Origin of the sequence: Sulfuritalea hydrogenivorans sk43H, assembly GCF_000828635.1 — a bacterium.
GTDB classification, from domain to species: Bacteria; Pseudomonadota; Gammaproteobacteria; order Burkholderiales; family Rhodocyclaceae; genus Sulfuritalea; species Sulfuritalea hydrogenivorans.
Genome location: NZ_AP012547.1, coordinates 3,409,166 through 3,434,703 on the forward strand (window position 1 = coordinate 3,409,166; position 25,538 = coordinate 3,434,703).

Below are 25,538 nucleotides of genomic sequence, written 5' to 3' on the forward strand. Positions count from 1 at the left end.
GGCACATGCCATATGAAAGATACCGCGCCGCACTGACCGCCACCCGATATTCCAGAAGTCGAATTTCATGAAAGCCTGTACACAGTCGAAGAGGAATATGTCGCGAGCGAAACAGTATAGCCCCGTCGCGATGGCACGGCGCCACCGGTCGCCGCGCCAACACCCTCAGAACAAACTCATCTGCGGCGTGGCGACCGCTGGCTGCGGCGGCGGTCGGAAACCCGTCGTGTCGAGCGGCGCCGATGGCGCGTCCAGCCCAAGCCGGCGCACGGCAAGGCGGAAGCGCCGGGCGATGATGTCCGCCAGCGGCCCGCTGCCGCGTTGCCGGCTGCCGAAGGCGCTGTCGTACTCCTTGCCGCCATGCAGCTGGCGCATCAGGCTATACACATGCTCGGCGTGCCCCGGCCGATGGCTGTCGAGCCAGGCGCGGAACAGCGGCTTCACCTCATGCGGCAGGCGCAGCAGGATGTAGCCGGCCGAGCTCGCGCCCGCTTCGCGCGCCGCGGCGAGGATGGCCTCCAGCTCATGATCGGTCAGCGCCGGGATCAACGGCGCCGCCATCACCGCCGTCGGCACGCCGGCCGCCGCCAGCGCGGCGACAACCGCGAGTCGGCGCCGGGGAGACGCCGCCCGCGGTTCCATCGCCCGCGCAAGGTCGGCATCGAGCGTGGTGATCGAAATCGCCACATGCACGCGCTGGCCGCGCGCCATTTCCGCCAGCAGGTCGAGGTCGCGCAGGATCAGCGCCGACTTGGTGACGATGGTCACCGGGTGGTGCGTTTCCGCGAGCACGTCGAGGATGCCGCGCGTCACCCGCAGGCGGCGCTCCACCGGCTGCCAGGCGTCGGTGTTGATGCCCAGCGCCACCGGGCGGCAGACGTAGTTCTTCCTGGCCAGTTCCCGGCGCAGGATTGCCGCCGCATCGGCCTTGTACGCAATTTTCGTTTCGAAATCGAGTCCCGGCGACAAACCCAGGTAAGCATGCGACGGTCGCGCAAAACAGTACGCACAGCCGTGTTCGCAACCGCGATAGGGATTGATCGTGCGGTCGTAGGGAATGTCGGGCGAGGTGTTGTAGGTGATCACCGATTTCGCCGTATCGACCATCAGCTCGGTGGCCGGCGCCGCCTCGTCCTCGTTCCACCACCCGTCGTCCGCCGCCTCCCGCCGCCAGGCGTCGAAGCGGCCATCGGGCGAGATCACCGCGCCGCGGCCTTTGCGGAGAGTGCCGGCTTTCATGCTGTGATTATATACAGTTATATCGGTCGTTTGCCAGATCCCGCAACCCGCCTGGCCCGCCGAAAGTCGGTGCCGGCGACACGCCGACGCCCCGCATCCCGCTGGCTATAATCCCCCGACGTCATTCATGCGGAATACGACCATGCCCAAGCGCGCCGCAGCCCTGCTTTGCCTCACCCTTTCCTTCGCCGCGGATGCCGCCTGGGTACAGCAATTCACGCCGCAGGAACTGGTCGACCAGCAGACGCGCGCCACGGTGGTGTTCAGCACCGACATGGTGCCGCTGGGCCGGCCGGACGCGGCGGCGCCCTTCCGCGTCGATTGCGGCGCGGTGAAGGGCAGCGGCCGCTGGGCCGATCCCCGCACCTGGACGTGGCAACTCGAACGCGCCCTGCTGCCGGGCGAGCGCTGCCAGTTCGAGGTGAAGGCGGATTTCAGGGCGGTCAACGGCGAGGACATCAACGGCAAGACCGGCTATCGCTTCTTCGCGCCGGGACCGTGGCCGCGCGCCATCCATCCCGCGCCCGGCGGCGGCATCGAGGAGGATCAGGCCTTTGTCATCACGCCGGCCGGACCGGTCAAGGCGGCATCGGTGGAACAGAACGTCTGGTGCGAGGCCGACGGCGTCGGCAACCGGATTCCGGCGCGCCTGGTGCCCGAGCCGCAGCGCCGGGAAATATTTGCCGCGACGCATCGCGGCGGCAGGAACGAGATCGTGGTGGCTTGCAGCGAACGCCTGCCGGCCGGTGTGAAGATGAAGCTGGTGTGGGGCAAGGGTGTCGAAGCGGAGAATGGCGCGAAGTCGACCAAGGAAGAGAGCTTCATCTATCCGGTGCGCGAGCCCTTCCGCGCCACGCTGAGTTGCGAACGCGAGAAGGCCGGCGCGCCCTGCTCGCCGCTGTCGAACATCACGCTGGAATTCTCGGCTCAGGTCGATGCAACGCTGCGCGGCAAGATGCGCCTGATCACCCCCGAGGGCGAACGCCTGCCGGTCGATACCGACAAGAGCGACAGCCGGCGCCAGAACACGGCGCGCAGCTTCGTCTTTGCCCGGCCCTTCGCGCAGAACGCCGAACTGCGCCTGGAACTGCCCGCCGGCATCAAGGACGAGGCCGGGCGGCCGCTGGCCAACGCGACGAGCTTCCCGCTCAAATTCACCACCGCCACGCTGCCGCCGCTGGCGAAGTTTCCCGGCGATTTCGGCATTGTCGAACTCAAGGAAGGCGGCGTGCTGCCGGTCACTTTGCGCAACATCGAAGCGAAGCTCGATTTGCGCGAACGGCGCCTGACCGAGGACGCCGAAGTGATTGCCGCGATGCAGGCCATCGTCCGCTTCAACAAGCAGACGAAGAAAGTAAAGCTGCTGCGCGACGGCAAGCCGGAGGACTACGAAGACCCCCACTACGCCCGCGAATTGAGCTATCTGGCGCAGCAGCCCGGCGTCGGCAAGCGCGAGCTGCCCAAACCCGGCGGCAGTGCCGAATTCGAAGTGGTCGGCATTCCGCTGGCGAAGCCCGGTTACCACATCGTCGAAGTCGAAAGCCGGCTGCTCGGCGCGGCGCTGCTCTCCAGCGCCAGGCCGATGTATGTGCGCGCCGCCGCGCTGGTGACCAACATGGCGGTGCACTTCAAGAGCGGCCGCGACAACGCGCTGGTCTGGGTCACGGCGCTGGACAGCGGCAAGCCGGTGGCGAACGCCGAGGTGCGCGTGTCGAGCTGCAAGGGCACGCTGCTCTGGAGCGGCAAAACCGACACGCAGGGCCGGGCGCTGGCGGACCGTGCACTCGCCGAACAGAACTGCGACGGCGCCAGCTTCCTGTTCATATCGGCGCGACAGAACGACGACTACAGCTTCGCGCGCAGCGACTGGCACGAGGGCATCGAACCCTGGCGCTTCGGCGTCAATACCTGGGGCGAGGGCTCCGGCCCGCGCCTGATCCACACCGTGTTCGATCGCACGCTGCTGCGCCCCAGCCAGACCGTGTCGATGAAGCACATCGCGCGCGAACGCGGCAGCCGCGGCATGAGCCTGCCCGATCCGGCGACGCTGCCCGAACGCGCCGTGATCCGCCACGACAGCGGCGCCGAGTACAAGCTGGCGCTGGTCTGGGACGCCCAGGGCGTGGCCTTGAGCCAGTGGAAGATTCCCGACGCCGCCAAGCGTGGCAGTTATGCGGTGACGCTCGAAGGCGGCAAGGGCGGCAGGGGCGGTCGCGAGACGGGCGAATTCCGCGTTTCCGACTTCCGCCTGCCGGTGTTCACCGGCAGCGTGCAGGGCGTCACGTCGCGCCATGTCGCACCGAAAAGCGTGCCGCTGGCGCTGGGCCTGTCCTTCATCAACGGCGGCGCGGCGAAGGCACATCCGGTGCAGGTCTCGGCCACGCTGCGGCCGACCTGGCCGAGTTGGCCGGGCCACGACGGCTATCGCTTCAGCGTCGATTTCAGCGAGGCCGGGCTCGCCGCCTTCGGCATCGACAACGGCCGCGAGCGCGAACAGCTGATCCTCGACAAGCGGGAACTGACGCTCGACCGCGCCGGCGCCGGCAAGCTCGATGTGGCGATCGCCAACAAGCCGCGCGGCCCGGCCGAGATCTACGCCGAGATGAGCTTCAACGATCCCAACGGCGAGATCCAGACCATTCGCGGCACGGTGCCGCTGTGGCCGGCCGCCGTGGCATTGGGCATGAAGATTCCCGACTGGAGCTCGCCCAGCGACAAGGGCCGCGTTGATCTGCTGACGCTCGACCTCGACGGCAAGCCGCTGGCCGGACAGGAACTCAGCGTCACGGCCAAGCGGCGCATTTCGCATTCGCACCGGCGCCGCATCGTCGGCGGCTTCTATGCCTACGAGAACCGCGAGGAGTTCGCCGACCTCGGCACGGTTTGCAGCGGCAAGAGCGACGCACGCGGCATCCTGCGCTGCGAGCCGAAGGTGGCCGGCTCCGGCGAAATCTTCCTGCTGGCGGAAACCCGCGACGGGCAGGGCAACGTCACGCGCAGCGGCGCCAGCTATTGGGCGACCGGCAATGGCGACGATCCGTGGTTCACCGCCGGCAACCAGGACCGCATCGACGTCGTGCCCGAGCAGCGCGGCTACAAGGCCGGCGATACGGCAAGATTCCGTGTGCATACGCCCTTCCGCGACGCCACCGCCTTGATCTCGGTCGAGGCCGGCGGCGTCATCGAGACCTTCGTCCGCCCGCTGTCGCGTTTCAAGCCGGTGATCGAAATCCCGGTCAAGGGCGAATGGGCGCCCAACGTGTTCGTTTCGGTGCTGGTGGTGCGTGGCCGCGTCGAGCCGCTCAAGTGGTATTCGCTGTTCCAGTGGGGCTGGCGCGAACCGGCGGCGTGGTTCCGCGAATGGTGGAACCCGCAGCAACCGACGGCGATGGTCGACCTGGCCAAGCCGGCCTGGCGCATCGGCCTGGCCGAACTCAACGTCGGCACCGAGAGCCTGCGCCTCAAGGTCGACGTGCTGCCCGAGCGCGCCGACTACCGGCCGCGCGAAGAAGCCACGGTGCGCCTCAAAGTGACGGCGCCGGAAGGCAAGCCGCTGCCCGCAGGCACCGAGCTGGCCTTCGCCGCCGTCGATCAGGCGCTGCTCGAACTGCGACCCAACGAGAGCTGGAAGTTGCTGGAAGCCATGACGCCGCGCCGCGGCTACGAGGTCATCACCTCGACCGCGCAATCGCAAGTGCTGGGCAAGCGCCACTACGGCCGCAAGGCGGTGCCGCCCGGCGGCGGCGGCGGCCGGGCGCCGGCACGCGAGCTGTTCGACACGCTGCTGAGTTGGCAGCCGCGCGTGAAAGTCGGCGCTGACGGTACGGCGATGGTGAAGCTGCCGATCAACGATTCGCTTACCGAATTCAAGCTGGTCGGCATCGCCAGCGCCGGCGCAAGCCTGTTCGGCACCGGCTCGGCCGCCGTGCGCACACGGCAGGATTTGCAACTGATCTCCGGCCTGCCGCCGCTGGTGCGCGAGAAAGATCGCTACCAGGCGCTCTTGACGGTGAGGAACGGCACGGCAAGGGCGATGACGGTGAATGTCACGGCACGTGCCGGCATGCAGGCGCTGGAAGCAAAGGAAGTGAAACTCGACGCCGAAGGCGCTGCGGAAATCAACTGGAGCGCGCAGGCGCCCGAGAACGCAACCAGCCTGGCATGGGAATTCGAGGCCAGCGAGAAAACCGACAGTAACAAAAACCCGGGCCGCGACCGCCTCAAGATCACCCAGCGCATCGAACCCGCCGTACCCGTCACCGTGCAACAGGCCAGTTTCGCCCGCGTCGACGGCAGGCTGGAAATGCCCGTCGCCATGCCGCAAGGCGCGCTGCCCGGCCGCGGCGGCATCGAGGTCGGCCTCTCGCCGAAACTGTCGACCCCGCCGCCGGGGCTTAAGCGCTACTTCGAGGACTACCCGTTCTCCTGCCTCGAACAGAAAGCCTCGATCGCCGTCGGCCTGAAGGACGAAAAGCGCTGGAAGGAAGTCGTCGAAAGCCTGCCGGCCCTGCTCGACGGCAACGGCCTGGCGCGCTATTTCGCCAGCGAGTCGGCGACCAGCGCCGGCAGCGTCACGCTCACCGCCTATCTGCTCGATGTGTCGCAGGCCAGCGGACTGGCCCTGCCCGCCGAGTTGAAGACGCGCATGGAAGACGGCCTCACCGGCTTCGTCGAGGTGCGCTTCAAGGCGCCGGTCTGGTCGCCGGCGCAGACCGACGCCCAGCTTGCCGCCAAGCTGCTCGCGCTCGAAGCGCTGACGCGTGGCGGCAGAAAACCGGTCAAGGCCGCCGCCGCACTCGACGTGGAATTGCTGCGCCTGCCGACTTCGGCGCTGATCGACTGGTACCTGGTGGTCAAGCGCCTCGCCGACCTGCCGCAGCGCGCCGAAAAGCTCGCCGCCTCCGAGCGTGAGCTGAGGAACCGCCTGTCATACGGCGGCGGGCGCCTGACATTCACCACGGAAAAAGGCGACTACTGGTGGTGGATGATGGTTAGCGGCGACTCCAATACCTTCCGCCTGATCGAAGCCGTGATGGACGACGCCGGCTGGCGCGACGACCTGCCCAAGCTGCTGCGCGGCGCGCTGGAACGCCAGGTGCGCGGCCGCTGGTTCACCACCACCGCCAACGCTTGGGCCGCCATCGCGCTCGACCAGTACGGCCGCCGCTTCGAGAAGGAAGCCGTCGCCGGCACCACGCGCGGCAGCCTCGGCGCGGCGAGCGCCGAGCATCGCTGGAAGGGCTCCGACGACAAACCGCTGCTGGCGCTGCCCTGGCCAACTGGCGAAGGCAAACTGGCCGTGACCCACGAAGGCAGCGGCAAACCCTGGGCCAGCATCCAGGCCCTGGCCGCGATCCCGGCCGACGAACCGCGCGCCTTCGGCTACCGCGTCACAAGACACGTGACGCCGCTGCAGGAAAAGGAACAAGGCAAAGTCAGCCGCGGCGACCTCTGGCGCGTCACGCTCAGCGTCGAGGCCGAACAGGACATGACCTGGGTCGTCGTCAGTGACCCGATCCCTGCCGGCAGCCGCATCCTCGGCGAAGGCGACGGCCGCGATTCGCGCATCGCGACGATGGACGAAGACCTGCGTTCGCGCCGCGTCTGGCCCAGTTTCATCGAACGCACCTTCGCCAACTTCCGTGCCTACTACGAAGTCGCCCCGCGCGGCCGCTTCCAGATCGACTACACCCTGCGCATCAACAACGCCGGCGAGTTTGCCCTGCCGCCGACGCGGGTCGAGGCGATGTATGCGCCGGATGTGTTCGGGGAAGTGCCGAACGGGAAGGTGGTGGTGGGGAATTGAACGCCGTATCGCCGTGTCGCCAGCGCCGACTCTTGGGGTTTCCTTCGAAGGGAAATGCCGGGTCTCGCCCCGGCGGGCGAGATACTTTCTTGCTGCGCGGCAAGAAAGTATCCAAAGAAACGCGCCCCGCCTCCCCGGCCCTGCGGGCTACCCTCGCTGCGGAAGGCCCGCCGGGCCGGTCGCTAAACTAGCCGGCCAAAAAACGGCCGTCGTCGGACAACGCGACCGGACTACCCCCGGCGAACCTTCCTCGCTCGGCGGGTCAGAGGGGAAGGCAAAGCGTCGCGCGTGATTGGTTGGGGCGAAAGAAAACTCGAAGCCGACCTATTACCGCTCCTTATAGATCGTCATTTCGTCGCACTCTCTGACCATTTTCGCAAATTCCAATGTATCAGGAAGGCCATCGTTGCCAAGTCTCAAACGTTTATAGCCTTCCATTTGACATTTCTTAGATTGTGCTTTTCTCGACAAGTACTCTCCTTTCGTTACACGAGCTAAGTGGGCTTCACTATTGTCATTCAATTCAGAAAAGACAGGATCGCTGTCATATAGTCCGAATGTTTTTAACTCAGAGTAACTGAGTACCCTGATCGTTTCCGGAGGTATCTGCTTCATGTTTTCGTAGAGAGATTCGGGGATATTCATTTCACGAAGATATGCGGAGACATCTGCTCCCAATTTTGTAGTCTTGGTCTGCAATGCTTCGAATGAAATGGCATTGGTATCTATCGAATATGGTCGATGGATTCCCACGGGGCCACCGTCGAACGTCGACCGCTTCACAGCCCCAGCCAAGAGTATGACGCAAGAACTCATACATTTGCCTGACCACCCCACCTGTGCCCATACGCGCGCCTTGCGAAACATGCGTCCGATAGCCATAGCGGCATACAAATCACCCCCTTCACTATCAAGGCTGACCAAGTATCCAATATCGTGAGGCTTGGGTTTGTACCACTGTGGCTTTGGGTTGCTATTGAAATAGTTCTTGTCCAAATAAGGCGCCAGTAGTTTCTGGAAAATGGCCACATCGTTGCTTGTAATCGATCCACGCAGCACGACGCCTAGTACGCCAGATGGCAGCTCCCCTTGCGTCATTAAGTTATCGTGGGCAGATTTCCATATCCAGATTGATGAGTTTCCAATTCGAACTTGATTTCTCCGAATTTCTCGATTTGCTTCTTGTTGGGCGGCTGTGACAATAGGGGGTTGCCAAGCGTCGCCAGGGTAAGCATTTATTGACCAAGTCAGAGTTGAACTCCACAAAAGCCATCGAAGTATCAGAACATGACTTTTCTTGCGAAAGTGTGACATCTATCTGTCCTTGCCGAACTCGCAGTCAACCTCACGAACGCCCGTCTCGCTGAGAAACAACCAGCGAGATTTCGGTGAGCTACGAAACGCCTCCGAGATATTCCATGAGACAAGACTTGTTACCAACTCTTCTTCCGTGTGGTCTTCTGCGAACTCACGAGAGATGTAAAGCCAAAACGTAGGGCCTTCATGGTCAATACGGAACTTGTGAAGTTGCGCCTCGAACCGATATTCAACGTGACCATCTGCGAAGACGTCGGATAGTTTTCGCACCAGTATTCTTACCTTGGAGTCCATAGGCGAGTCCCTTGTGTTAGCGATAAAGGGTCAGCTTCGAGTTTGGTCTCGTTATAGCCTATCACGCGCGACGGTTTGTATTCCCCTCTGACCCGCCGAGCGAGGGAGGTTCGCCGGGGGTAGTCCGGTCGCGTTGTCCGACGCCGGCCGCTTTTTGGCCGGCTAGTTTAGCGACCGGCCCGGCGGACCTTCCGCAGCGAGGGTAGCCCGCAGGGCCGGGGAGGCGGGGTGTACGGTTCACACTCATCGGTAACACAAGAGTTCAAGGACATGGGTAACAGTTCTTACCCTGCATGGATGTCTTCAAAAGGAGATAGCCATGCCTTGGAAGGATGTGCGACCGATGGACGAGAAGATACTTTTCATTGCTGACTACCTGCGCGAAACCGACTGCTTCAGTCGCCTGTGTGAGCGCTACGGCGTCAGCAGGAAGACAGGGTACAAATGGGTGGCCCGCTACCGCCAAACAGGCGCCGAAGGCCTGGGGGAACAGAGCAGGCGGCCCCGTCATGCGGCAGGAGAAACACCCTACGCCGTGCAGCAGGCGATCCTGGAGCTACGTCATGATCGACACGGACCGCCAGGGCCGAAGAAGATACAAGCCTTGCTGGCCAGTCGGTTCGACGCCGCACTCATCCCGTCGAAGACCACCATCTACAACATCCTGCGCCGGGCCGGACAGATCGAACCCCAGCGCCGGGTCCGCCGCGTCAAGGGTGTCCAGCACACCCTGAAATCCGCCGCACAGCCCAATGAACTGTGGAGCGCCGACTACAAAGGCCAATTCAAGACGGGTGACGGCCGCTGGTGCTATCCCCTGACCGTGATGGATCACGCCAGTCGCTACTTGCTGGTGTGCCAGGGTTTGCCTGGAACACGCTTTACCGAGACACGCGCCTTCTTTGAACAGGCGTTCCGGCACTACGGCCTGCCGGAGCGACTACGCACCGACAACGGCGTTCCGTTCGCCAGCCTCGGTGTCGGGGGTCTGTCGCAACTCTCCGTCTGGTGGATTCGACTGGGCATTCTTCCCGAGCGCATCACACCGGGGCGGCCCCAACAGAACGGACGCCATGAGCGCATGCACCGCACCCTCAAGCAGACACTCAGCCATCCGCCGGCTGCCAACCTCAAGGCGCAGCAGATTCAGCTTGACGGGTTTCGTACTCACTACAACGACCAGCGTCCGCATGAGGGCTTGGCACAGCAAAACCCGAGTACGTGCTACACGCCCTCGCTTCGCTCCTACCCGGCACGCCTGCCGGAGGTGGAGTATCCCGGCTATTTCGAGCGGCAGCGGGTCAGCCAGAATGGATTGATCTACTGGCGCGCACTCCGTGTGTATATCGGCTACTTGCTGGCCGGTGAATGGGTAGGCATGGAGCCGGTAGCCGATGGCTTATGGGATGTCTATTTCGGCCCCGTTCGTATCGGCGGCTTCGATGAGCGGGAAACCAAGGGGCAGCGTAACGACTACCTCACCCTGAAAATGTAACCCATGTCCTTGAACCGATCTGTTACCGATGTGCTTGACTCGTACAGGGCGCGTTTCTTTGGGTACTTTCTTGCCGCGCAGCAAGAAAGTATCTCGCCCGCCGGGGCGAGTCCCGGCATCTCCCATGAGTGCACTGCATTCCCGCCTACGCAGGAATGATGGAAAATGAAAAGTCGGCGCCGGCGACACGGCGATTCAGACACACCACGAAGGATGAAATGAAAATACTGCTGCTCTGCCACGACCTCACCACGCTGCTGCGCCTCGAACACGCCTGGACCGCCGCCGGCGCGATCGTGCTGAAGAAAACCAGCAGCGAAACCCCCGATTGCATCGTCATCGACCTCGGCCGCAACGACGCGCTGACCGAGATCGCGCGGCTGCGCGCGCTGCATCCGGCGGTCGACATCGTCACCTGCGCCGTCACCTTCGATGGCGAAGCGATAGAGGCGGCGAAAGCTGCCGGCGCCACCGATTTCGCCGCGCGCGACCACGTCGACCGGCGCGTTGCGCGTCGCCTCAAACTCGGTAGCTGAATGCATCTGCTGGTCGACATCTCGGCCCACGGGCTGGGCCATCTGGCGCAGACGGCGCCGGTGCTGGATGCGCTCCATGCGCTGGCGCCCGGCCTGCGCCTGACGGTGCGCAGCGCGCTGCCGCGTGAACGCCTGGCGCGTCGCATCGCAGCGGATTTCGCGCACATCGAGGAGGCACGCGACTTCGGCTTCGCCATGCACAACGCGGTGGATATCGACCTCGCCGCCAGCGCACAGCGCTATCGCGAATTCCACGCCGACTGGTCGCAACGCGTCATCGCCGAGGCGGACTGGCTGCGACACCACCGGATCGATGCGCTGCTGAGCAATGTCGCCTACCTGCCGCTGGCCGCCGCCGCGCAAGCCGGCATTGCCGCTACCGGACTGTCCTCGTTGAACTGGGCGGAGCTGTTCGCCCGTTATTTCGGCGGCGAGCCATGGGCGGCCGAAATCCACGGCCAGATGCTTGCGGCCTACAACGCAGGCAAGGGCTTTCTGCGCGTCACGCCGGGACTGCCCATGCAGGACATCCCGCGCAGGCGCGAGATCGGCCCGATTGCGCATATCGGCCGCCGCGACCGTACTCGGGTTGCGCGCTTGCTGAACCTGAAGCAAGGCGAGCGCTGGGTGCTGCTGGCGATGGGCGGCATGGAGTTTCGCCTGCCGGTGGAAGACTGGCCACCGATCTCCGGCCTGAACTGGCTGGTGCCGGGGGAATGGCAAATCGAGCGCGACGACGTGCGCAGCTTCGATGTTGCGGCATTGCATTTCAGCGACCTGCTGGCCAGTGTCGACGCCGTCGTCACCAAACCGGGCTACGGCACCTTCGTCGAGGCGGCCTGCGGCGGCATTCCCATCCTGTATCTGGAGCGCGACGACTGGCCGGAGACGCCGCACTTCGCGGCATGGCTCGCGACGCATGGCCGCGCCCAGGTGCTGACGCGCGAGCGGCTGCTGGCGGGCGACTTCATCGCCGCATTGCAAACGCTCTGGCGGGCGCCACCACCCGCCGTGCCGCAAGCCAATGGCGCCGACGAAGCGGCGCGCTGGCTCGTGCGGGAACTCGGCTTGGCCTGAGATGAGCCGCCACCGGCACGGACTCGTCGCACTCGCGCTGCTGCTGGCCAGCCTGCCGGCGCTGGCCCTGCCTTCCTTCACCGAGGTGCGCGCCGCGCACAGGCCATCGGATGCCTGGCTGCTGGCGCGCGACGGCACGCCGCTGGCGACGCGACGCATCGACCGCACGGTGCGGCGCCTGCCCTGGGTGCCGCTGCGCGAGATTGCGCCGACCCTGCGCCGCGCGGTGCTGATCTCGGAGGACAAGCGCTTCCTCGAACACGCCGGGGTGGACTGGCAGGCCGCCGCCGCCGGCGCCTGGAACAACCTGCGCAACGAAAGGACGCGCGGCGCCAGCACGCTCTCCATGCAGCTGGTCGGCCTGCTCGATGCCGAATCGCGCCGCAAGGGGCGCCGCAACCTGCTGGAGAAAATCGACCAGACCGCCACCGCCCTGCGCCTGGAACGCAGTTGGAGCAAGGACCAGATCCTCGAGGCCTATCTCAACCTGGTGCCGTTTCGCGGCGAACTCGAAGGCGTGGCGGCGATGAGCCGCGCCCTGTTCGGCAAATGGCCGGAGGGGCTGGACGAGCAGGAGGCCGCGCTGGCCGCCGCCCTGCTGCGCGCGCCGAATGCGAAGCCCGATGTCGTCGCCCGGCGCGCCTGCGGCTTGCTGAAGGAAATGCGGCGCGAAACCCTGTGCGGCGACATCGATGCCGTCGCCGCCGTGACGCTGGGCAGTGTGCTGCATCGTGTCGACCAGACATCGCAACTGGCGCCGCATCTGGCGGTGAAGCTGCTGACGCAGCCGGGCCAGCGCGTGAAGTCGACGCTCGACGCCGAGTTGCAGCGCGTTGCCGGCGAGTCCTTGCGCCGCCATCTTGGCGCGCTGGAAAAGCGCAATGTCGAAGACGGTGCCGTCGTGGTGCTGGACAACGCGACGGGCGAAATCCTCGCCTGGGTCGGCTCCAGCGGCGACCTCTCGGAAGCCGGCGAAGTGGATGGCGTCACCGCGCTGCGCCAGGCCGGATCGACGCTGAAGCCCTTCCTTTATGGCATGGCCTTCGAGCGCCGTGACCTGACCGCCGCGTCGCTGATCGAGGACGCACCGCTGACATTGGCCACCGGCAACGGACTCTATGCGCCGCAGAATTACGAGCCCGACTATCGCGGCTGGGTCAGCGCGCGCACGGCGCTGGCCGGTTCGCTCAACGTGCCGGCGGTGAAGACGCTGGTACGCATCGGCGCCGACGACTTCGCCCAACGCCTGCGCCGCTTCGGTTTCGACAGCCTGACCGAGCGCGGCGACTGGTACGGCTACAGCCTGGCGCTGGGCTCGGCCGACGTCTCGCTCCTGATGCTGGCCAACGGCTACCGCACGCTGGCCAATCAGGGGCGCTGGACCCATGTGCGGGCCACGCCGGACGGCAAGGTGGCCCCCTGTCGCGGCGGCGCTTGCGGGACGTTTTCCGGCAAGCCGCAACGGGCCATGTCGGCCGCCGCCAGCTTCCTGATCGGCGACATCCTCGCCGACCGCGCCGCGCGCGCCGGCACGTTCGGTCTTGAATCCTGGCTCGCCACGCCCTACTGGAGCGCGGCCAAGACCGGCACCAGCAAGGACATGCGCGACAACTGGTGCGCCGGCTACTCGCGCCGCTTCACGGTGGCGGTGTGGGTGGGCAATGCCTCGGGCGCGGCGATGCACGATGTTTCCGGAATCTCCGGCGCGGCCCCGGTGTGGCGCGAGGTGATGGACTGGTTGCTCCGGGGTGACGTCGCCGGACGCGGCCGGTTAAGCAGCGTCGCGCCAAGCCCGCCGGCCGAAGTGATCGCACGCACCGTTCGTTTCGACCCGGTGGCGGGCGGCACTGCCGAGCCGTCGCGTCGCGAGTGGTTTCTGGCCGGCACCGAACGCAACGTGGTGCGCGCGGCGCAGGCCAAATCACTGGCGCGCATCGGCTACCCGGCGGCGGGCACGGTGATCGCGCTCGACCCCGACATTCCGCCGGGCCGCCAGCGCCTGCCGCTGCAACTGACAGCCAGGGGCGAAGCCGGCTGGCAATGGCACATGGACGGCAAACCCATCGGCCGCGCCGACCGCCCCGGCCGCTGGCTACCGCAACCCGGAAAGCACCGCCTGGCGCTGGTGGATGAGAAGAACGTCGAACTCGACGCCGTCGCCTTCGAGGTGCGGGCCCTGCGCGGACGGCGTCAAAACAATTGACTTCAATGCCAAAGCGTTTAGAATGCGCGCCTTTCCGCCTCTCCAGGATAATTGCAATGCCGGGTATTCGCCTCAAGGAAAACGAGCCGTTTGAAGTCGCGATCCGTCGCTTCAAGCGCGCCATCGAGAAGACTGGCCTCCTCACCGAACTGCGCGCGCGCGAGTTCTACGAGAAGCCCACGACCGAGCGCAAGCGCAAGGCCGCCGCCGCCGTCAAGCGCCATCACAAGCGCATTCGCAGCCAGCTTCTGCCGCCGAAGATGTATTGATCCGGGTGGCGGTTCACCGCCACTGGCAGTACGTCGTACCGTTTCAGCATGAAAACCGCCGTTGGGCGGTTTTTGTACTTCTGCAAAGGAAGATTCGATGAGCCTCGAAACACGTATCGACGACGACTGGAAAGCCGCCATGAAGGCCGGCGACAAGGCGAAGAAAGACGCCCTGAGCCTGCTGCGCGCGGCGATCAAGCAGAAGCGTGTGGATGACAAGGTCGAGATCACCGATGCGGTGGTGGTCGCCGTGATCGAGAAAATGCTCAAGCAGCGCAAGGATTCGATCACCCAGTACGAAGCCGCCAAACGTCAGGATCTGGCCGATGCCGAGAAGTTCGAGGCCGGCGTGCTGGCGGGCTACATGCCGCAGGGCCTCTCCGCCGCCGAAGTCGAGGCCATCGTCGCCGCGGCCGTCGCCGAGTCGGGCGCCAAGGGCCCCGCCGACATGGGCAAGGTGATCGCGCTGGTCAAGCCCAAAGTCGCCGGCCGCGCCGACATGGGCGAGGTCTCGAAGCTGGTCAAGGCAAAACTCGCGGGGGCATAATCGCCCCGTGATCCCAGAAAGCTTCGTCCAGGAACTACTTGCCCGCGTCGACATCGTCGACGTGGTCGAACGTTACGTCCCGCTGCGCAAGTCGGGCGCCAATTACAGCGCCTGTTGCCCGTTCCACTCGGAAAAATCCCCGTCCTTCACGGTCAGCCCGTCCAAGCAGTTCTATCACTGCTTCGGCTGCGGCGCGCACGGCAGCGCCATCGGCTTCCTGATGCAGCACGCCGGCATCGGCTTCATCGAGGCGGTGGAAGATCTCGCCTCCTCGGCCGGCCTGCAGGTGCCGCACGAAGAGCGCAACCGGGCGGAGCGGGCGAAGAAGGCGCCGCTGACGGAAGTGATGGGGCGCGCCATGATGTTCTACCGCGAGCAGCTGAAGACCTCGCCGAAGGCCGTCGACTACCTCAAGGGCCGCGGCCTCACTGGTGAAGTCGCGGCGAAGTTCGGCCTCGGCTACGCGCCCGACGGCTGGCAAGGGCTGCAACAGGTCTTCCCCGACTACAACGACGCGGCGCTGGTCGAATGCGGCCTGGTCATCGTCAATGAACAGGGCCGCCGCTACGACCGCTTCCGCGACCGGGTGATGTTTCCCATCCTCGACCAGCGCGGCAACGTCATCGGCTTCGGCGGCCGTGTGATCGGCCAGGGCGAACCGAAATACCTGAATTCGCCCGAAACACCGCTGTTCGAGAAGGGCCGCGAACTCTACGGCCTGACCCAGGCGCGACAGGCGATCCGCGACAGCGACACGGTGATCGTGGTCGAGGGCTACATGGACGTCGTGGCGCTGGCGCAGCACGGGGTCGGCAATGCCGTGGCAACGCTGGGCACGGCCTGCACCCCGACCCATGTGCAGAAGTTGCTGCGCCAGGCCTCGAAAGTGGTGTTCTGCTTCGATGGCGATGCGGCCGGGCGCAAGGCCGCCTGGCGCGCGCTGGAAGCCAGCCTGGAACAGCTGTCCGACGACAAGTCGGCCGGCTTCCTGTTCCTGCCGCCGGAGCATGACCCCGACAGCTTCGTCCGCGCCGAAGGAGCGGAAACCTTCAGGCGGCTGGTGGCCCATCCCACCACGCTGACCGAATTCCTGCTGCGCGAGCTCAAGGCCGGCGTCGACCTGTCCAGCGCGGAAGGTCGCGCCCGACTGGTGCACGAGGCCAAGCCGCACCTGCAAAAGCTCGCCGCGCCCATCCTGCGCGTGCAACTGGTCAAGGCCGTGGCCGAGGTGGCGGCACTGACCCAGGCCGAGGTCGAAACGCAATGCGACCTGAAGCCGGCCGCCCGCGGACGCCCCGCGCCGCCACGGACAAGGCAGCGGCCAACGCCCTCTTCGGTCGAATACAAACTGCTGCAGATCGTGCTGCACAAACCGGAATGGGCAGCGCGCCTGCCGCTGGAACTGATCGACCGGGATCGGGTGGAAGGCGAGGCGCTCAACGCCATCGCCGACGCCATCGAGCACGGCGAACTGCCGGCCGGCGGCTTCGGCCTGCTGCTGGAGTTCTTCCGCAACACGCCGCATGAGGCCCTGATCGCCGGCATTGCGGCGAACATGGTGGATGAAGCGGATTTCGGAACCCTGGAGAACGTCTTCAACGACAGCGTCGCGCACCTGCGGCAAACGGCGATCACCGATGAAATCAAGCGGCTGAGCGCCCGCGCCCGGGATTTGACGGCCGAAGAGCGGCAACGGCTGGCCGAACTGCTGGCAAAGAAGCGCCCCGCGCCGCCCTCGACGGCAGGGACCTCGATCTGATATACTTAATGGTTCCGCAGCGCTTTCACGGCGCGCCGAGTCGGTTGCCCGCGCCAGTCGCGGCGTTCCCGTCTACGCCAGCGCCGCCATCGCGTTCCAGCCGAGGATAGTCATGCCGAAGGAAATCGCCAAGCAGAGCAAGTCGAAGGCCGCCGCCAAGCCGGTCGCGAAGAAACCTGCGCCCAGGAAGCCGGTGCCGGCCAAGAAGCCCGTGCCCGTGAAGGCTGCCGCCAAAGCTGCCCCGGCCAAGTCCAGGACACCCGCGAAAGTAGCCGCCAAAGCCCCGGCCAAGCCAGCGCCGGCAAAAACCCCGGCCAAGGCCGCTCCTGCCAAGACCGTGAAGCATGCGGCACCGGCAGAGGAAGTTGTCGTGGCCGCCAAACCCGTCGCCCAGCCGGTCGCCGCCAAATCGGTCGCCAAGGCCATCGCCGAATCGCGCGGCCGCAAGAGCAAGGAAAAGCTGATCGCCCCCGAGGCGAAGCTGATCGACCTCGACACCAAGCGCACGCGCCTGAAGAACCTGATCGCGCTCGGCAAGGAACGCGGCTACCTGACCTACGCCGAAATCAACGACCACCTGCCCGACGACCTGGTGGATGCGGAGCAGATCGAATCGATCATCTCCACCTTCAACGACATGAGCATCCAGGTGTTCGACGAGGCGCCCGCCGTCGATGACCTGCTGCTCAACGAATCGGCGCCGGCGCCGGTGGATGTGGCGGAAGTCGAGGAAGAAGCCGAACAGGCACTGTCCACGGTCGATTCCGAATTCGGCCGCACCACCGACCCGGTGCGCATGTACATGCGCGAGATGGGCTCGGTGGAACTCCTCACCCGCGAGGGCGAAATCGAAATCGCCAAGCGCATCGAGGATGGCTTGAAGCACATGATCATGGCGATTTCCGCCTGCCCCACCACCATCGCCGAAATGCTGGAAACGGCAGGCAAGGTGGCGCGCGACGAAATGCGCATCGACGAACTGGTCGATGGCCTGATCGATCCGAACGCCACGGATGAAGACATCGAGGCGCTGGCCGAGGACGAAGAGCTGGAAGTCGAGGAAGATACCGAGGACGACGAGGACGACGGCGGCGCGCGGATTTCCGCCTCGCTGCTGCAACTCAAGCAGGACGCCCTCGAACGCTTCTCGGTGATCCACGCCCTGTTTGCCAAGCTGCAGCCGACGCTGGCGAAGAAGGGTTCGCAGGACAAGGGCTACCTGCGCCTGCAGAAGCAGATTTCGGACGAACTGATGAACATCCGCTTCACCGCCAAGTCGATCGAGCGCCTGTGCGACTCGGTGCGCGGCATGGTCGAAGCGGTACGCAGCCACGAGCGCAAGATCCTGCACCTCTGCGTGGACAAGGCGCACATGCCACGCGCCCATTTCATCAAGGTCTTCCCCGGCCACGAGATCGACATGGAGTGGCTCAAGCACGAAGTGCAGTCGGGCAAGCCCTATGCCGCGCAACTGATGCGCGCCGCGCCGAACATCCTTGAGGAGCAGCAACGCCTGATCGACCTGCAAACGCGCATCGGCATTCCGCTCAAGGAACTCAAGGACATCAACAAGCAGATGTCCACCGGCGAAGCCAAGGCGCGCCGCGCCAAGCGCGAGATGACCGAGGCCAATCTGCGCCTGGTGATTTCGATCGCCAAGAAGTACACCAACCGCGGCCTGCAGTTCCTCGACCTGATCCAGGAAGGCAACATCGGCCTGATGAAGGCGGTGGACAAGTTCGAATACCGTCGCGGCTACAAGTTCTCGACCTACGCCACCTGGTGGATCCGCCAGGCCATCACGCGTTCGATCGCCGACCAGGCACGTACCATCCGCATCCCGGTGCACATGATCGAAACCATCAACAAGATGAACCGCATCAGCCGCCAGATCCTCCAGGAAACCGGCCTTGAGCCGGATCCGGCGACGCTGGCGATCAAGATGGAAATGCCCGAGGAGAAGATCCGCAAGATCCTCAAGATTTCCAAGGAACCGATTTCCATGGAAACGCCGATCGGCGACGACGACGATTCCCACCTTGGCGATTTCATCGAGGACCAGGCGACGCTGTCGCCGGGCGACGCGGCGCTGTTCGCCAGCCTGCGCGAGGTGACCAAGGAGGTGCTGGACAGCCTGACGCCGCGCGAAGCCAAGGTGCTGCGCATGCGCTTCGGCATCGAAATGAACACCGATCACACCCTGGAAGAAGTCGGCAAGCAGTTCGACGTGACCCGCGAACGCATCCGCCAGATTGAAGCCAAGGCCTTGCGCAAGCTGCGTCACCCGACCCGTTCGGAAAAGTTGCGCAGTTTCCTCGATTCCGAAACCTGATAACGCATTACCAGCGGCCCGGAGCAACGGAAGCCGTTCCAAGCAAACAAGGGCCTGTAGCTCAATGGTTAGAGCAGAGGACTCATAATCCTTTGGTTGCGAGTTCGAGTCTCGCTGGGCCCACCAGCATTTGAAAGCGGGTGGCAGAAAGTGGTGGATAGCCTTCCCGCCGTTTTCGAAGGCAGGCAATGGCAAGCTGTTTTGATGAATGGGAGTGGTGATTCTGTGATTTCACCTTCAAGCGGAGCATTTGATATGCAAGAGATAATGCAATACCTGAAAAACAACGGTCAGCGTTTCGACTCGGAAATTGCTGCCGCAACGGGTCTCTCGCTGGCGAAAGTGCGCCGCTCGATTTCCGACCTGTCGGCGCGCGGCGAGATTTCAAAGTGCAGCGTGACCCGCTTCAACACCGACGGCCAGAAAGTCGAAGCCGTGCTGTGCCGCGTGGCCGGATACATACCGCCCAAGAGCCCCGGCCGCAAACCCGGCGCGTCGAGCTGACCGGATCACCGGCATTCCTGAAACCGGGCAACCCCATCATAGGGCACCGGCTCATGCCCTTTGATCTTCGCCTGCTGCTGACCGTTCTCGTTGCAGCATCTCTCTCCGGCTGTGCCTTGCTCGGCGAAAAGCCGGCCCCGCCGCCGGCACCCGTGCCAGTCAAGATCGGCCTCGCGCTAGGCGGCGGCGCGGCGCGCGGCTTCGCCCACATCGGCGTCATCAAGGCACTGGAAGCGCAGGGCATCGTGCCCGACATCGTGGTCGGCACCAGCGCCGGCGCCGTGGTTGGCGCGCTGTATTCTTCAGGGCTTTCGGGCTTCGACCTGCAAAAGACCGCAATGGACATGGACGAGGGCCAGATCGGCGACTGGACCCTGCCCGATCGCGGCGTGTTCAAGGGCGAAGCGCTGCAGAACTTCGTCAATCGCGCGGTCGCCAACCGGCCGCTGGAAAAGCTGCCGCGCAGCTTTGCCGTGGTCTCCACGGATTTGAAGAGCGGCGAATCCGTGCTCTTTCGTACCGGCAATACCGGCATGGCGGTGCGCGCCTCGTCCGCCGTACCCGGCGTGTTCCAGCCGGTCAGCATCAACGGCCGCGACTATGTCGACGGCGGACTGGTCAGCCCGATCCCGGCGCGGGCCGCGCGCAGCCTGGGCGCCAACTTTGTGATCGCGGTCGATATTTCCGTCAAGCCGCGCGATGCGCGCACCTCGAGCACGCTCGACGTGCTGCTGCAAACCTTCGCCATCATGGGCCAGTCGATCAGTCGCTACGAAACAGCCGAGGCCGACATCGTGATCCGCCCGATCACGGCCGAGCTGCCCGCCACCGATTTCGCCGGCCGCCACCGCGCCGTGCTCGAAGGCGAAAAGGCCGCCGCCGCAGCCATGCCGGAAATCAAGGATCGACTGGCGCGGCTGCGCGGCAAGCCCGCCGCAGAAATGCGCTAGACCCGTCTCGCCGCCAGCGGCGTCAAGCGATCAATCGCCTTGAGCAGGATCCGATAGCTGTCGCGATCAAAGGGCGGCGGCTCCGTGTCGAGCAGGGCATGCAGGTCCGCTTCATCGTGCGCCGTACCCAGATGGCGCCAGTGATCGATCAGATGCACCTCATCGCCCTCCCGCAGCCACGCCGGCCCCGCGAAAGGCCATGCAGCCAGTTGCAAGCGTCCGAGCGCCGCCATCAGGCGCGCGCTGTGGAAGGACACCGGCTCCTTGCCGACGCAAGCGCCCTTGCATTGCTGCAACTGGTGCGCAAAGCAGGGCTTGCCCGGCTTCACCTTCTCCAGCCCGAGCAAGGAGTGACAAAGCCGATGTTCCTTCGCCAATTCGGTCAGCGTGCGCCTGGCTTCCCGCGCGGTCTTGAACGGTCCGTACAGGTGTTCCAGCCGGCGGAATTCGAGATCGCTCGCGAGCATCAGCACCGGCCGCCACTCGCCTGTCTGCGTTTCGACGAGTTGCCAGAAACAGAGGTCCTCGTTGGGGCGCAGGGTCCGGTTGTGGATCGGCTGCAAGCGCTTGATCAGGGCCGCTTCCTTCAGCAGCGCGCCGATCTCGCCGCCGGTTTCGATGCACGCGATGCGTCGCACCTGCTGCGCCAGGTCCATCTCCCTGGCCGCCGCATGGTCGGCGGCGAAGTGGGCCAACACGCGCTTCTTCAGTTCCTTGCTCTTGCCGACATACAGCGGCAGGTCGTTCCCGCCATAAAACAGATACACCCCCACACCTTCCGGCAGATCGTCGATCGCCGCCGGATCGAGCCCGACGGGCAGGCTGGGGCGTGCCGTCAGCACCCTGACCGTCTCGGCCAGAAGCTCAGGCGCGATCTCGGCCTGCAAGCGGCCCCAGAACTGGTGGATCAGCCGCGCATCGCCGAGCGCCCGGTGCCGGCTGCTGACGGTGAGATCGTGGCGTTCGATCAGGCTGTCCAGGTTGTGCTTGTGGTGCTGCGGATACAGCTTGCGCGAGAGCTTCACGGTGCACAAGACCGTGGCGCGAAAGTCGTGCCCGGCGCGCTTGAATTCGTTCTTCAGGAAACCGTAGTCGAAGCGCGCATTGTGGGCGATGAACAGCCGCCCTTCGAGACGCGCCTTGACCTCTTCCGCAACCTCCTCGAACGGCGGCGCATCCGCCACCATCGCGTTCGAAATCCCCGTCAAGCGCTCGATGAAGCCGGAAATCGGCGTGCCTGGATTGACCAGGCAGGACCACTCGCGCACGCCCTGCTCATCGACTTCGACAATGCCGATTTCGGTGATGCGGTCGGCCGTCGCCGTGGCGCCGGTAGTTTCAAGGTCGACAAAGGCCAGGGTGGGAAAAGGCATGGGTAAGGAGCAGCGGTTGCGGAAGGCGACGGATCATACTCCGCGCCGCCCTGCCATAATTGGGTACATGAACGCCGGCTTCCCGATCCGCTATGTCGATCCCGTATTCCGCCCGCCCAGCGAGGCGGAATCGCTGATCCTGCCCGTGACCGACGGCTGCTCGTGGAACCACTGCACCTTTTGCGAGATGTACACCGCGCCGCAGAAAAAATTCCGCGCCCGTGATGTCGCGGAAACGCTGGAGACCCTGCGCCGCTGCGGCGAACGCTTCGGCAGAGACATCCGGCGCGTGTTTCTCGCCGACGGCGATGCGCTGGTGCTGCCGACCCGGCGCCTGCTCGAAATCCTCGGCGCGATCCGCGAACACCTGCCGGCGGTGCGCCGCGTCTCCAGCTACTGCCTGCCGCGCAACCTGCGCAAGAAGTCGGTCGACGAACTCAAGGAACTGGCAGCCGCCGGCCTCACCATGGCCTACGTCGGCGCCGAATCGGGCGACGACGAAGTGCTGGCGAAGGTAAACAAGGGCGAAAGCTTCGCCAGCACCTGCGAAGCACTCGACAAATTGCAGCAAGCCGGCATCCGGCGCTCGGTGATGATCCTCAACGGCCTCGGCGGCAAGGCCCTGTCGGCGCAGCACTCGGTGAACTCGGCCCGCCTCGCCAATGCCATGCAACCGGAATACCTGGCCACGCTGGTGGTGAGCTTCCCGCAGGGTGAAGAACGCTTTCGCGCTGCCTTTCCGGAATGGCAGCCCTGCGATCAGCGCGAACTGTTTACGGAAATGGAAACCTTCATCGCGGCACTGGAGCTGAAGCGCACCGTGTTCCGCAGCGACCACGTCTCCAATCGCCTGGTACTGAAAGGCACGCTGGGCGCAGAAAAGCCGCGCCTGCTGGCCGAGATTCGCGCCGCCATCGCAGCCCCGGAGACAGCCAAACTGCGCCCGGTGTGGATGCGAGGCTTGTAGCCGGCGACGGCTATTTCATCTTCGACGGCAGCTTGATCGTCTCGCCGGCCACGGCGAAAACACCCCGTCCCCGATGATGGAGCGTTCGTGGCTCCTTGCAGGCCGGGTCGATCCAGGCTTTCAGCACCTCCAACACGAAGAAATTGTAGCGATTCACCGGCCGCGTATCGGCGACGCGGCATTTCCAGATTGGCGTAGCACTCGGCGATCAGCGGCGCATCGACCAAAGTCCCCGGGATCGCCGTCAGGCCGAAGGCCTTGAACTTGTCCACGCGCCGCCCGCTGGTGTTGCCGCAGGCCACCACCTTGGCCGCCAGGTCCGCGGTCGGAATGTTGAGCACGCATTGCTTCGTCGCCTTGAGCGCATCAAAGCTGAAGTCGCGGCCCCTGACCACGCACCCCACCAGCGGCGGCCCCGGTTCGAGCAGGCCATACACTTTCGACAGGGGATAAGTTCGCCGGGCCTTTGCGCTATCTGCGTTCGGCGTCTCAGGCCTTGACGAACGGCGTCGCCAAAGGCCGGTCGCTACCGGTATGAAGGATCACGCTGGTGAAAGTAGGCATGATGGGTCTCCGGGTGTCCCGCGTAGACCAATCCCGTTTGCCGACTCTCGTGATGGCAAGACCCAAACCGTGTGGTGATCAGGGCTGCTGAAGTAATGGCAGCGGCAGTCGAATAGTCGGCGCTGGCGACACGGCGCCGTAGCAAGAAAATCGGTCTTCACACTGCCCGCAACACAAAGACAAAGGCCCATCCGAAGATAGGCCCTTGAATTTGTTGGTTGCGGGGGCAGGATTTGAACCTGCGACCTTCGGGTTATGAGCCCGACGAGCTGCCAGACTGCTCCACCCCGCGTCAGAGAACGGCGATTATAGATGGATTTGCGGCGGTGCGCAACGCAATTGCCGGAAATAGATATAATGCCTGGCTTCCGAGGAGCGCTGCAAGGGTAGTTTCCGCTTACCCCCCAGGCTCGGGCCATCTTCAAACTGCGCTCACCTAACCCGTACCGGGCAGGGTGAGTTCGCCTCCCTCCCGGTCACAGTTCAAGGAGCTTTCATGAACGCCGTGACTGACAAAAAAGATTACGTTATCGCCGACCTTGGCCTGGCCGATTGGGGCCGCAAGGAAATCCGCATCGCCGAAACCGAGATGCCGGGCCTCATGGCGATCCGCGAGGAATTCGCCAGGAGCCAGCCGCTCAAGGGCGCGCGCATCACCGGCAGCCTGCACATGACGATCCAGACTGCGGTGCTGATCGAAACGCTGACGGCGCTGGGCGCCGAAGTGCGCTGGGCTTCGTGCAACATCTTCTCGACCCAGGACCACGCTGCCGCCGCCATCGCCGCCGACGGCGTGGCCGTGTTCGCCGTGAAGGGCGAGTCGCTGGTCGACTACTGGGATTACACCCACCGCATTTTCGAATGGCCCGACAACGGCTACAGCAACATGATCCTCGATGACGGCGGCGACGCGACGCTGCTGCTGCATCTGGGTAGCCGCGCCGAGAAGGACATCTCGGTGCTGGACAATCCGGACAGCGAGGAAGCCACCGTGCTGTTCGCTTCCATCAAGGCCAAGCTCGCCAAGGACAAGACCTGGTACTCGACCCGCCTGGCCAAGATCAAGGGCGTGACGGAAGAGACCACCACCGGCGTGCACCGTCTCTACCAGATGCACGAGCGCGGCGAACTGAAGATTCCCGCGATCAACGTCAATGATTCGGTCACCAAGTCGAAATTCGACAACCTCTACGGCTGCCGCGAGTCGCTGGTCGACGGCATCAAGCGCGCCACCGACGTCATGATCGCCGGCAAGGTCGCGCTGATCGCCGGCTACGGCGACGTCGGCAAGGGCTCGGCGCAGGCCATGCGCGCGCTGTCGGCGCAGGTCTGGGTCACCGAAATCGATCCGATCTGCGCGCTGCAGGCGGCGATGGAAGGCTACCGCGTCGTGACCATGGACTATGCCGCCGACAAGGCCGACATTTTCGTCACCTGCACCGGCAACGTGCATGTCATCGACCACGGCCACATGGCGAAGATGAAGGACCAGGCCATCGTCTGCAACATCGGCCACTTTGATTCCGAGATCAATGTCGCCTCGCTCGAAAAGTACCAGTGGGAGGAAATCAAGCCGCAGGTCGACCACGTGATCTTCCCCGACGGCAAGCGCATCATTCTTCTTGCCAAGGGTCGCCTGGTTAACCTCGGCTGCGGCACGGGGCACCCCAGCTACGTGATGTCGTCGTCGTTTGCCAACCAGACCATCGCGCAGATCGAGCTGTTCACCCGCAATGCCGACTATCCGGTCGGCGTCTACACCCTGCCCAAGCACCTCGACGAAAAAGTGGCGCGCCTGCAGCTGAAGAAGTTGAATGCGCAGCTGACGGAACTGACCGACGAGCAGGCCGCCTACATCGGCGTGCCGAAGAACGGGCCGTACAAGGCCGATCAGTACAGGTACTAAGCCGCACGCTCGCCCCGCCCACCGCAAGGAGACCGTCATGCGCCTGCTCGCTGTCTGGCTGATCAACGCACTTGCCCTGCTGGCCTTGCCTTATCTGCTGCCCTCGATCCACGTCGCCAGTTTCACGACGGCTTTGGGGGTGGCGGTGGTGCTGGGGTTGATCAATGCCGTGATCCGGCCCGTGCTGCTGTTGCTCACGCTGCCCGTGACGCTGCTGACGCTGGGGCTGTTCATCTTCGCCATCAACGGCATGATGTTCATGCTGGCGGCGTGGCTGCTCGAAGGCTTTGTGGTGGACGGATTTCTCGTCGGCGTCATCGGTTCGGCGCTCTATAGCGTGATCTCCTGGCTGCTGACCAAGCTGCTGCTGAGCTCGCCCAAGTCGTGACCCGAGGAATCC

General features: G+C 64.7%; 18 protein-coding genes, 2 tRNA genes, 1 pseudogene and 1 riboswitch. Of the genes and pseudogenes, 15 read left to right on the forward strand and 6 right to left on the reverse strand.

Annotation, left to right across the window (positions count from 1 at the left end; translation table 11 throughout):
- Nucleotides 1-165: 165 nt before the first annotated feature.
- Nucleotides 166-1,239, reverse strand: coding sequence for a PA0069 family radical SAM protein (locus tag SUTH_RS16195; RefSeq protein WP_041100722.1), 1,074 nt, complete (start codon nucleotides 1,237-1,239; stop codon nucleotides 166-168).
- A gap of 142 nt (nucleotides 1,240-1,381) precedes the next feature.
- Between SUTH_RS16195 and SUTH_RS16200 the strand changes: the two genes are divergently transcribed.
- Complete coding sequence (locus SUTH_RS16200) at nucleotides 1,382-7,045, forward strand: alpha-2-macroglobulin family protein (RefSeq protein ID WP_171817390.1); 5,664 nt, start codon at nucleotides 1,382-1,384, stop codon at nucleotides 7,043-7,045.
- A 327-nt stretch (nucleotides 7,046-7,372) separates the two neighbouring features.
- Here the strand turns inward: SUTH_RS16200 and SUTH_RS16205 are convergent, their stop codons facing one another.
- Nucleotides 7,373-8,359 carry a COG3904 family protein gene (locus tag SUTH_RS16205; protein WP_148312958.1) on the reverse strand — a complete coding sequence of 329 codons (987 nt, stop codon included), beginning with the start codon at nucleotides 8,357-8,359 and terminating at the stop codon, nucleotides 7,373-7,375.
- Nucleotides 8,360-8,975: 616 nt separating this feature from the next.
- Here SUTH_RS16205 and SUTH_RS16215 point away from each other — a divergent pair.
- The 11 genes from SUTH_RS16215 (at nucleotide 8,976) to SUTH_RS16265 (ending at nucleotide 20,328) form a co-directional block, all read left to right on the forward strand.
- Nucleotides 8,976-10,151, forward strand: coding sequence for an integrase core domain-containing protein (locus SUTH_RS16215; protein WP_041100660.1), 1,176 nt, complete (start codon nucleotides 8,976-8,978; stop codon nucleotides 10,149-10,151).
- A 218-nt stretch (nucleotides 10,152-10,369) separates the two neighbouring features.
- Complete coding sequence (locus SUTH_RS16220; RefSeq protein ID WP_041102471.1) at nucleotides 10,370-10,687, forward strand: hypothetical protein; 318 nt, start codon at nucleotides 10,370-10,372, stop codon at nucleotides 10,685-10,687.
- Nucleotides 10,688-11,764, forward strand: a complete 1,077-nt coding sequence (locus SUTH_RS16225; RefSeq protein WP_041100730.1) for a glycosyltransferase family protein — start codon at nucleotides 10,688-10,690, stop codon at nucleotides 11,762-11,764.
- Nucleotide 11,765: 1 nt separating this feature from the next.
- On the forward strand, nucleotides 11,766-13,967 hold the full coding sequence (gene pbpC / locus SUTH_RS16230) for a penicillin-binding protein 1C (RefSeq protein ID WP_041100732.1): 2,202 nt from the start codon (nucleotides 11,766-11,768) through the stop codon (nucleotides 13,965-13,967).
- A gap of 56 nt (nucleotides 13,968-14,023) precedes the next feature.
- Nucleotides 14,024-14,236 (forward strand): 30S ribosomal protein S21, encoded by a 213-nt coding sequence (gene rpsU, locus SUTH_RS16235; protein WP_041100734.1) that lies wholly within the window; start codon nucleotides 14,024-14,026, stop codon nucleotides 14,234-14,236.
- A 97-nt stretch (nucleotides 14,237-14,333) separates the two neighbouring features.
- Entirely contained in the window at nucleotides 14,334-14,783 is a 450-nt protein-coding gene (locus SUTH_RS16240; protein ID WP_041100736.1) for a GatB/YqeY domain-containing protein, read from the forward strand.
- A 7-nt stretch (nucleotides 14,784-14,790) separates the two neighbouring features.
- Nucleotides 14,791-16,542, forward strand: a complete 1,752-nt coding sequence (dnaG, locus tag SUTH_RS16245; RefSeq protein ID WP_052473721.1) for a DNA primase — start codon at nucleotides 14,791-14,793, stop codon at nucleotides 16,540-16,542.
- A 112-nt stretch (nucleotides 16,543-16,654) separates the two neighbouring features.
- The gene (gene rpoD, locus SUTH_RS16250) at nucleotides 16,655-18,874 is read left to right on the forward strand and encodes an RNA polymerase sigma factor RpoD (RefSeq protein WP_231851050.1); all 2,220 of its coding nucleotides are present in this window, start codon (nucleotides 16,655-16,657) and stop codon (nucleotides 18,872-18,874) included.
- Between the two features lie 50 nt (nucleotides 18,875-18,924).
- Nucleotides 18,925-19,000, forward strand: a tRNA-Ile gene (locus SUTH_RS16255).
- A 141-nt stretch (nucleotides 19,001-19,141) separates the two neighbouring features.
- Nucleotides 19,142-19,378: a DUF7343 domain-containing protein gene (locus SUTH_RS16260; protein WP_231851052.1), complete on the forward strand. Its 237-nt coding sequence runs from the start codon at nucleotides 19,142-19,144 to the stop codon at nucleotides 19,376-19,378.
- A 53-nt stretch (nucleotides 19,379-19,431) separates the two neighbouring features.
- Nucleotides 19,432-20,328 carry a patatin-like phospholipase family protein gene (locus SUTH_RS16265; RefSeq protein WP_041100740.1) on the forward strand — a complete coding sequence of 299 codons (897 nt, stop codon included), beginning with the start codon at nucleotides 19,432-19,434 and terminating at the stop codon, nucleotides 20,326-20,328.
- On the opposite strand, the gene SUTH_RS16270 is transcribed toward SUTH_RS16265, so the two are convergent.
- A complete protein-coding gene (locus SUTH_RS16270; protein ID WP_041100742.1) occupies nucleotides 20,325-21,701 on the reverse strand; it encodes a 3'-5' exonuclease family protein in 1,377 nt (458 codons plus the stop codon). The two genes, SUTH_RS16265 and SUTH_RS16270, sit on opposite strands and share 4 nt — an antisense overlap.
- 67 nt (nucleotides 21,702-21,768) lie before the next feature.
- Between SUTH_RS16270 and SUTH_RS16275 the strand changes: the two genes are divergently transcribed.
- A complete protein-coding gene (locus SUTH_RS16275; protein WP_041100744.1) occupies nucleotides 21,769-22,668 on the forward strand; it encodes a radical SAM protein in 900 nt (299 codons plus the stop codon).
- Nucleotides 22,669-22,678: 10 nt separating this feature from the next.
- Here SUTH_RS16275 and SUTH_RS20130 read toward each other — a convergent pair whose 3' ends face one another.
- From SUTH_RS20130 to SUTH_RS16285, 3 genes and pseudogenes are all read right to left on the reverse strand, one after another.
- Nucleotides 22,679-22,825, reverse strand: coding sequence for a hypothetical protein (locus SUTH_RS20130; protein WP_231851160.1), 147 nt, complete (start codon nucleotides 22,823-22,825; stop codon nucleotides 22,679-22,681).
- 82 nt (nucleotides 22,826-22,907) lie between these two features.
- Nucleotides 22,908-23,105, reverse strand: a pseudogene (locus SUTH_RS20135) (flavin reductase family protein); the annotation flags it as partial.
- Nucleotides 23,106-23,447: 342 nt separating this feature from the next.
- A tRNA-Met gene (locus SUTH_RS16285) sits at nucleotides 23,448-23,524 on the reverse strand.
- A 73-nt stretch (nucleotides 23,525-23,597) separates the two neighbouring features.
- A riboswitch (S-adenosyl-L-homocysteine riboswitch) is annotated at nucleotides 23,598-23,673 on the forward strand.
- A 55-nt stretch (nucleotides 23,674-23,728) separates the two neighbouring features.
- Here SUTH_RS16285 and ahcY point away from each other — a divergent pair.
- Together ahcY and SUTH_RS16295 are read left to right on the forward strand one after the other, a co-directional pair.
- Nucleotides 23,729-25,138, forward strand: coding sequence for an adenosylhomocysteinase (gene ahcY / locus SUTH_RS16290; protein ID WP_041100746.1), 1,410 nt, complete (start codon nucleotides 23,729-23,731; stop codon nucleotides 25,136-25,138).
- A gap of 37 nt (nucleotides 25,139-25,175) precedes the next feature.
- Nucleotides 25,176-25,526 (forward strand): phage holin family protein, encoded by a 351-nt coding sequence (locus SUTH_RS16295; RefSeq protein WP_041100748.1) that lies wholly within the window; start codon nucleotides 25,176-25,178, stop codon nucleotides 25,524-25,526.
- The last annotated feature ends 12 nt before the right edge of the window (nucleotides 25,527-25,538 follow it).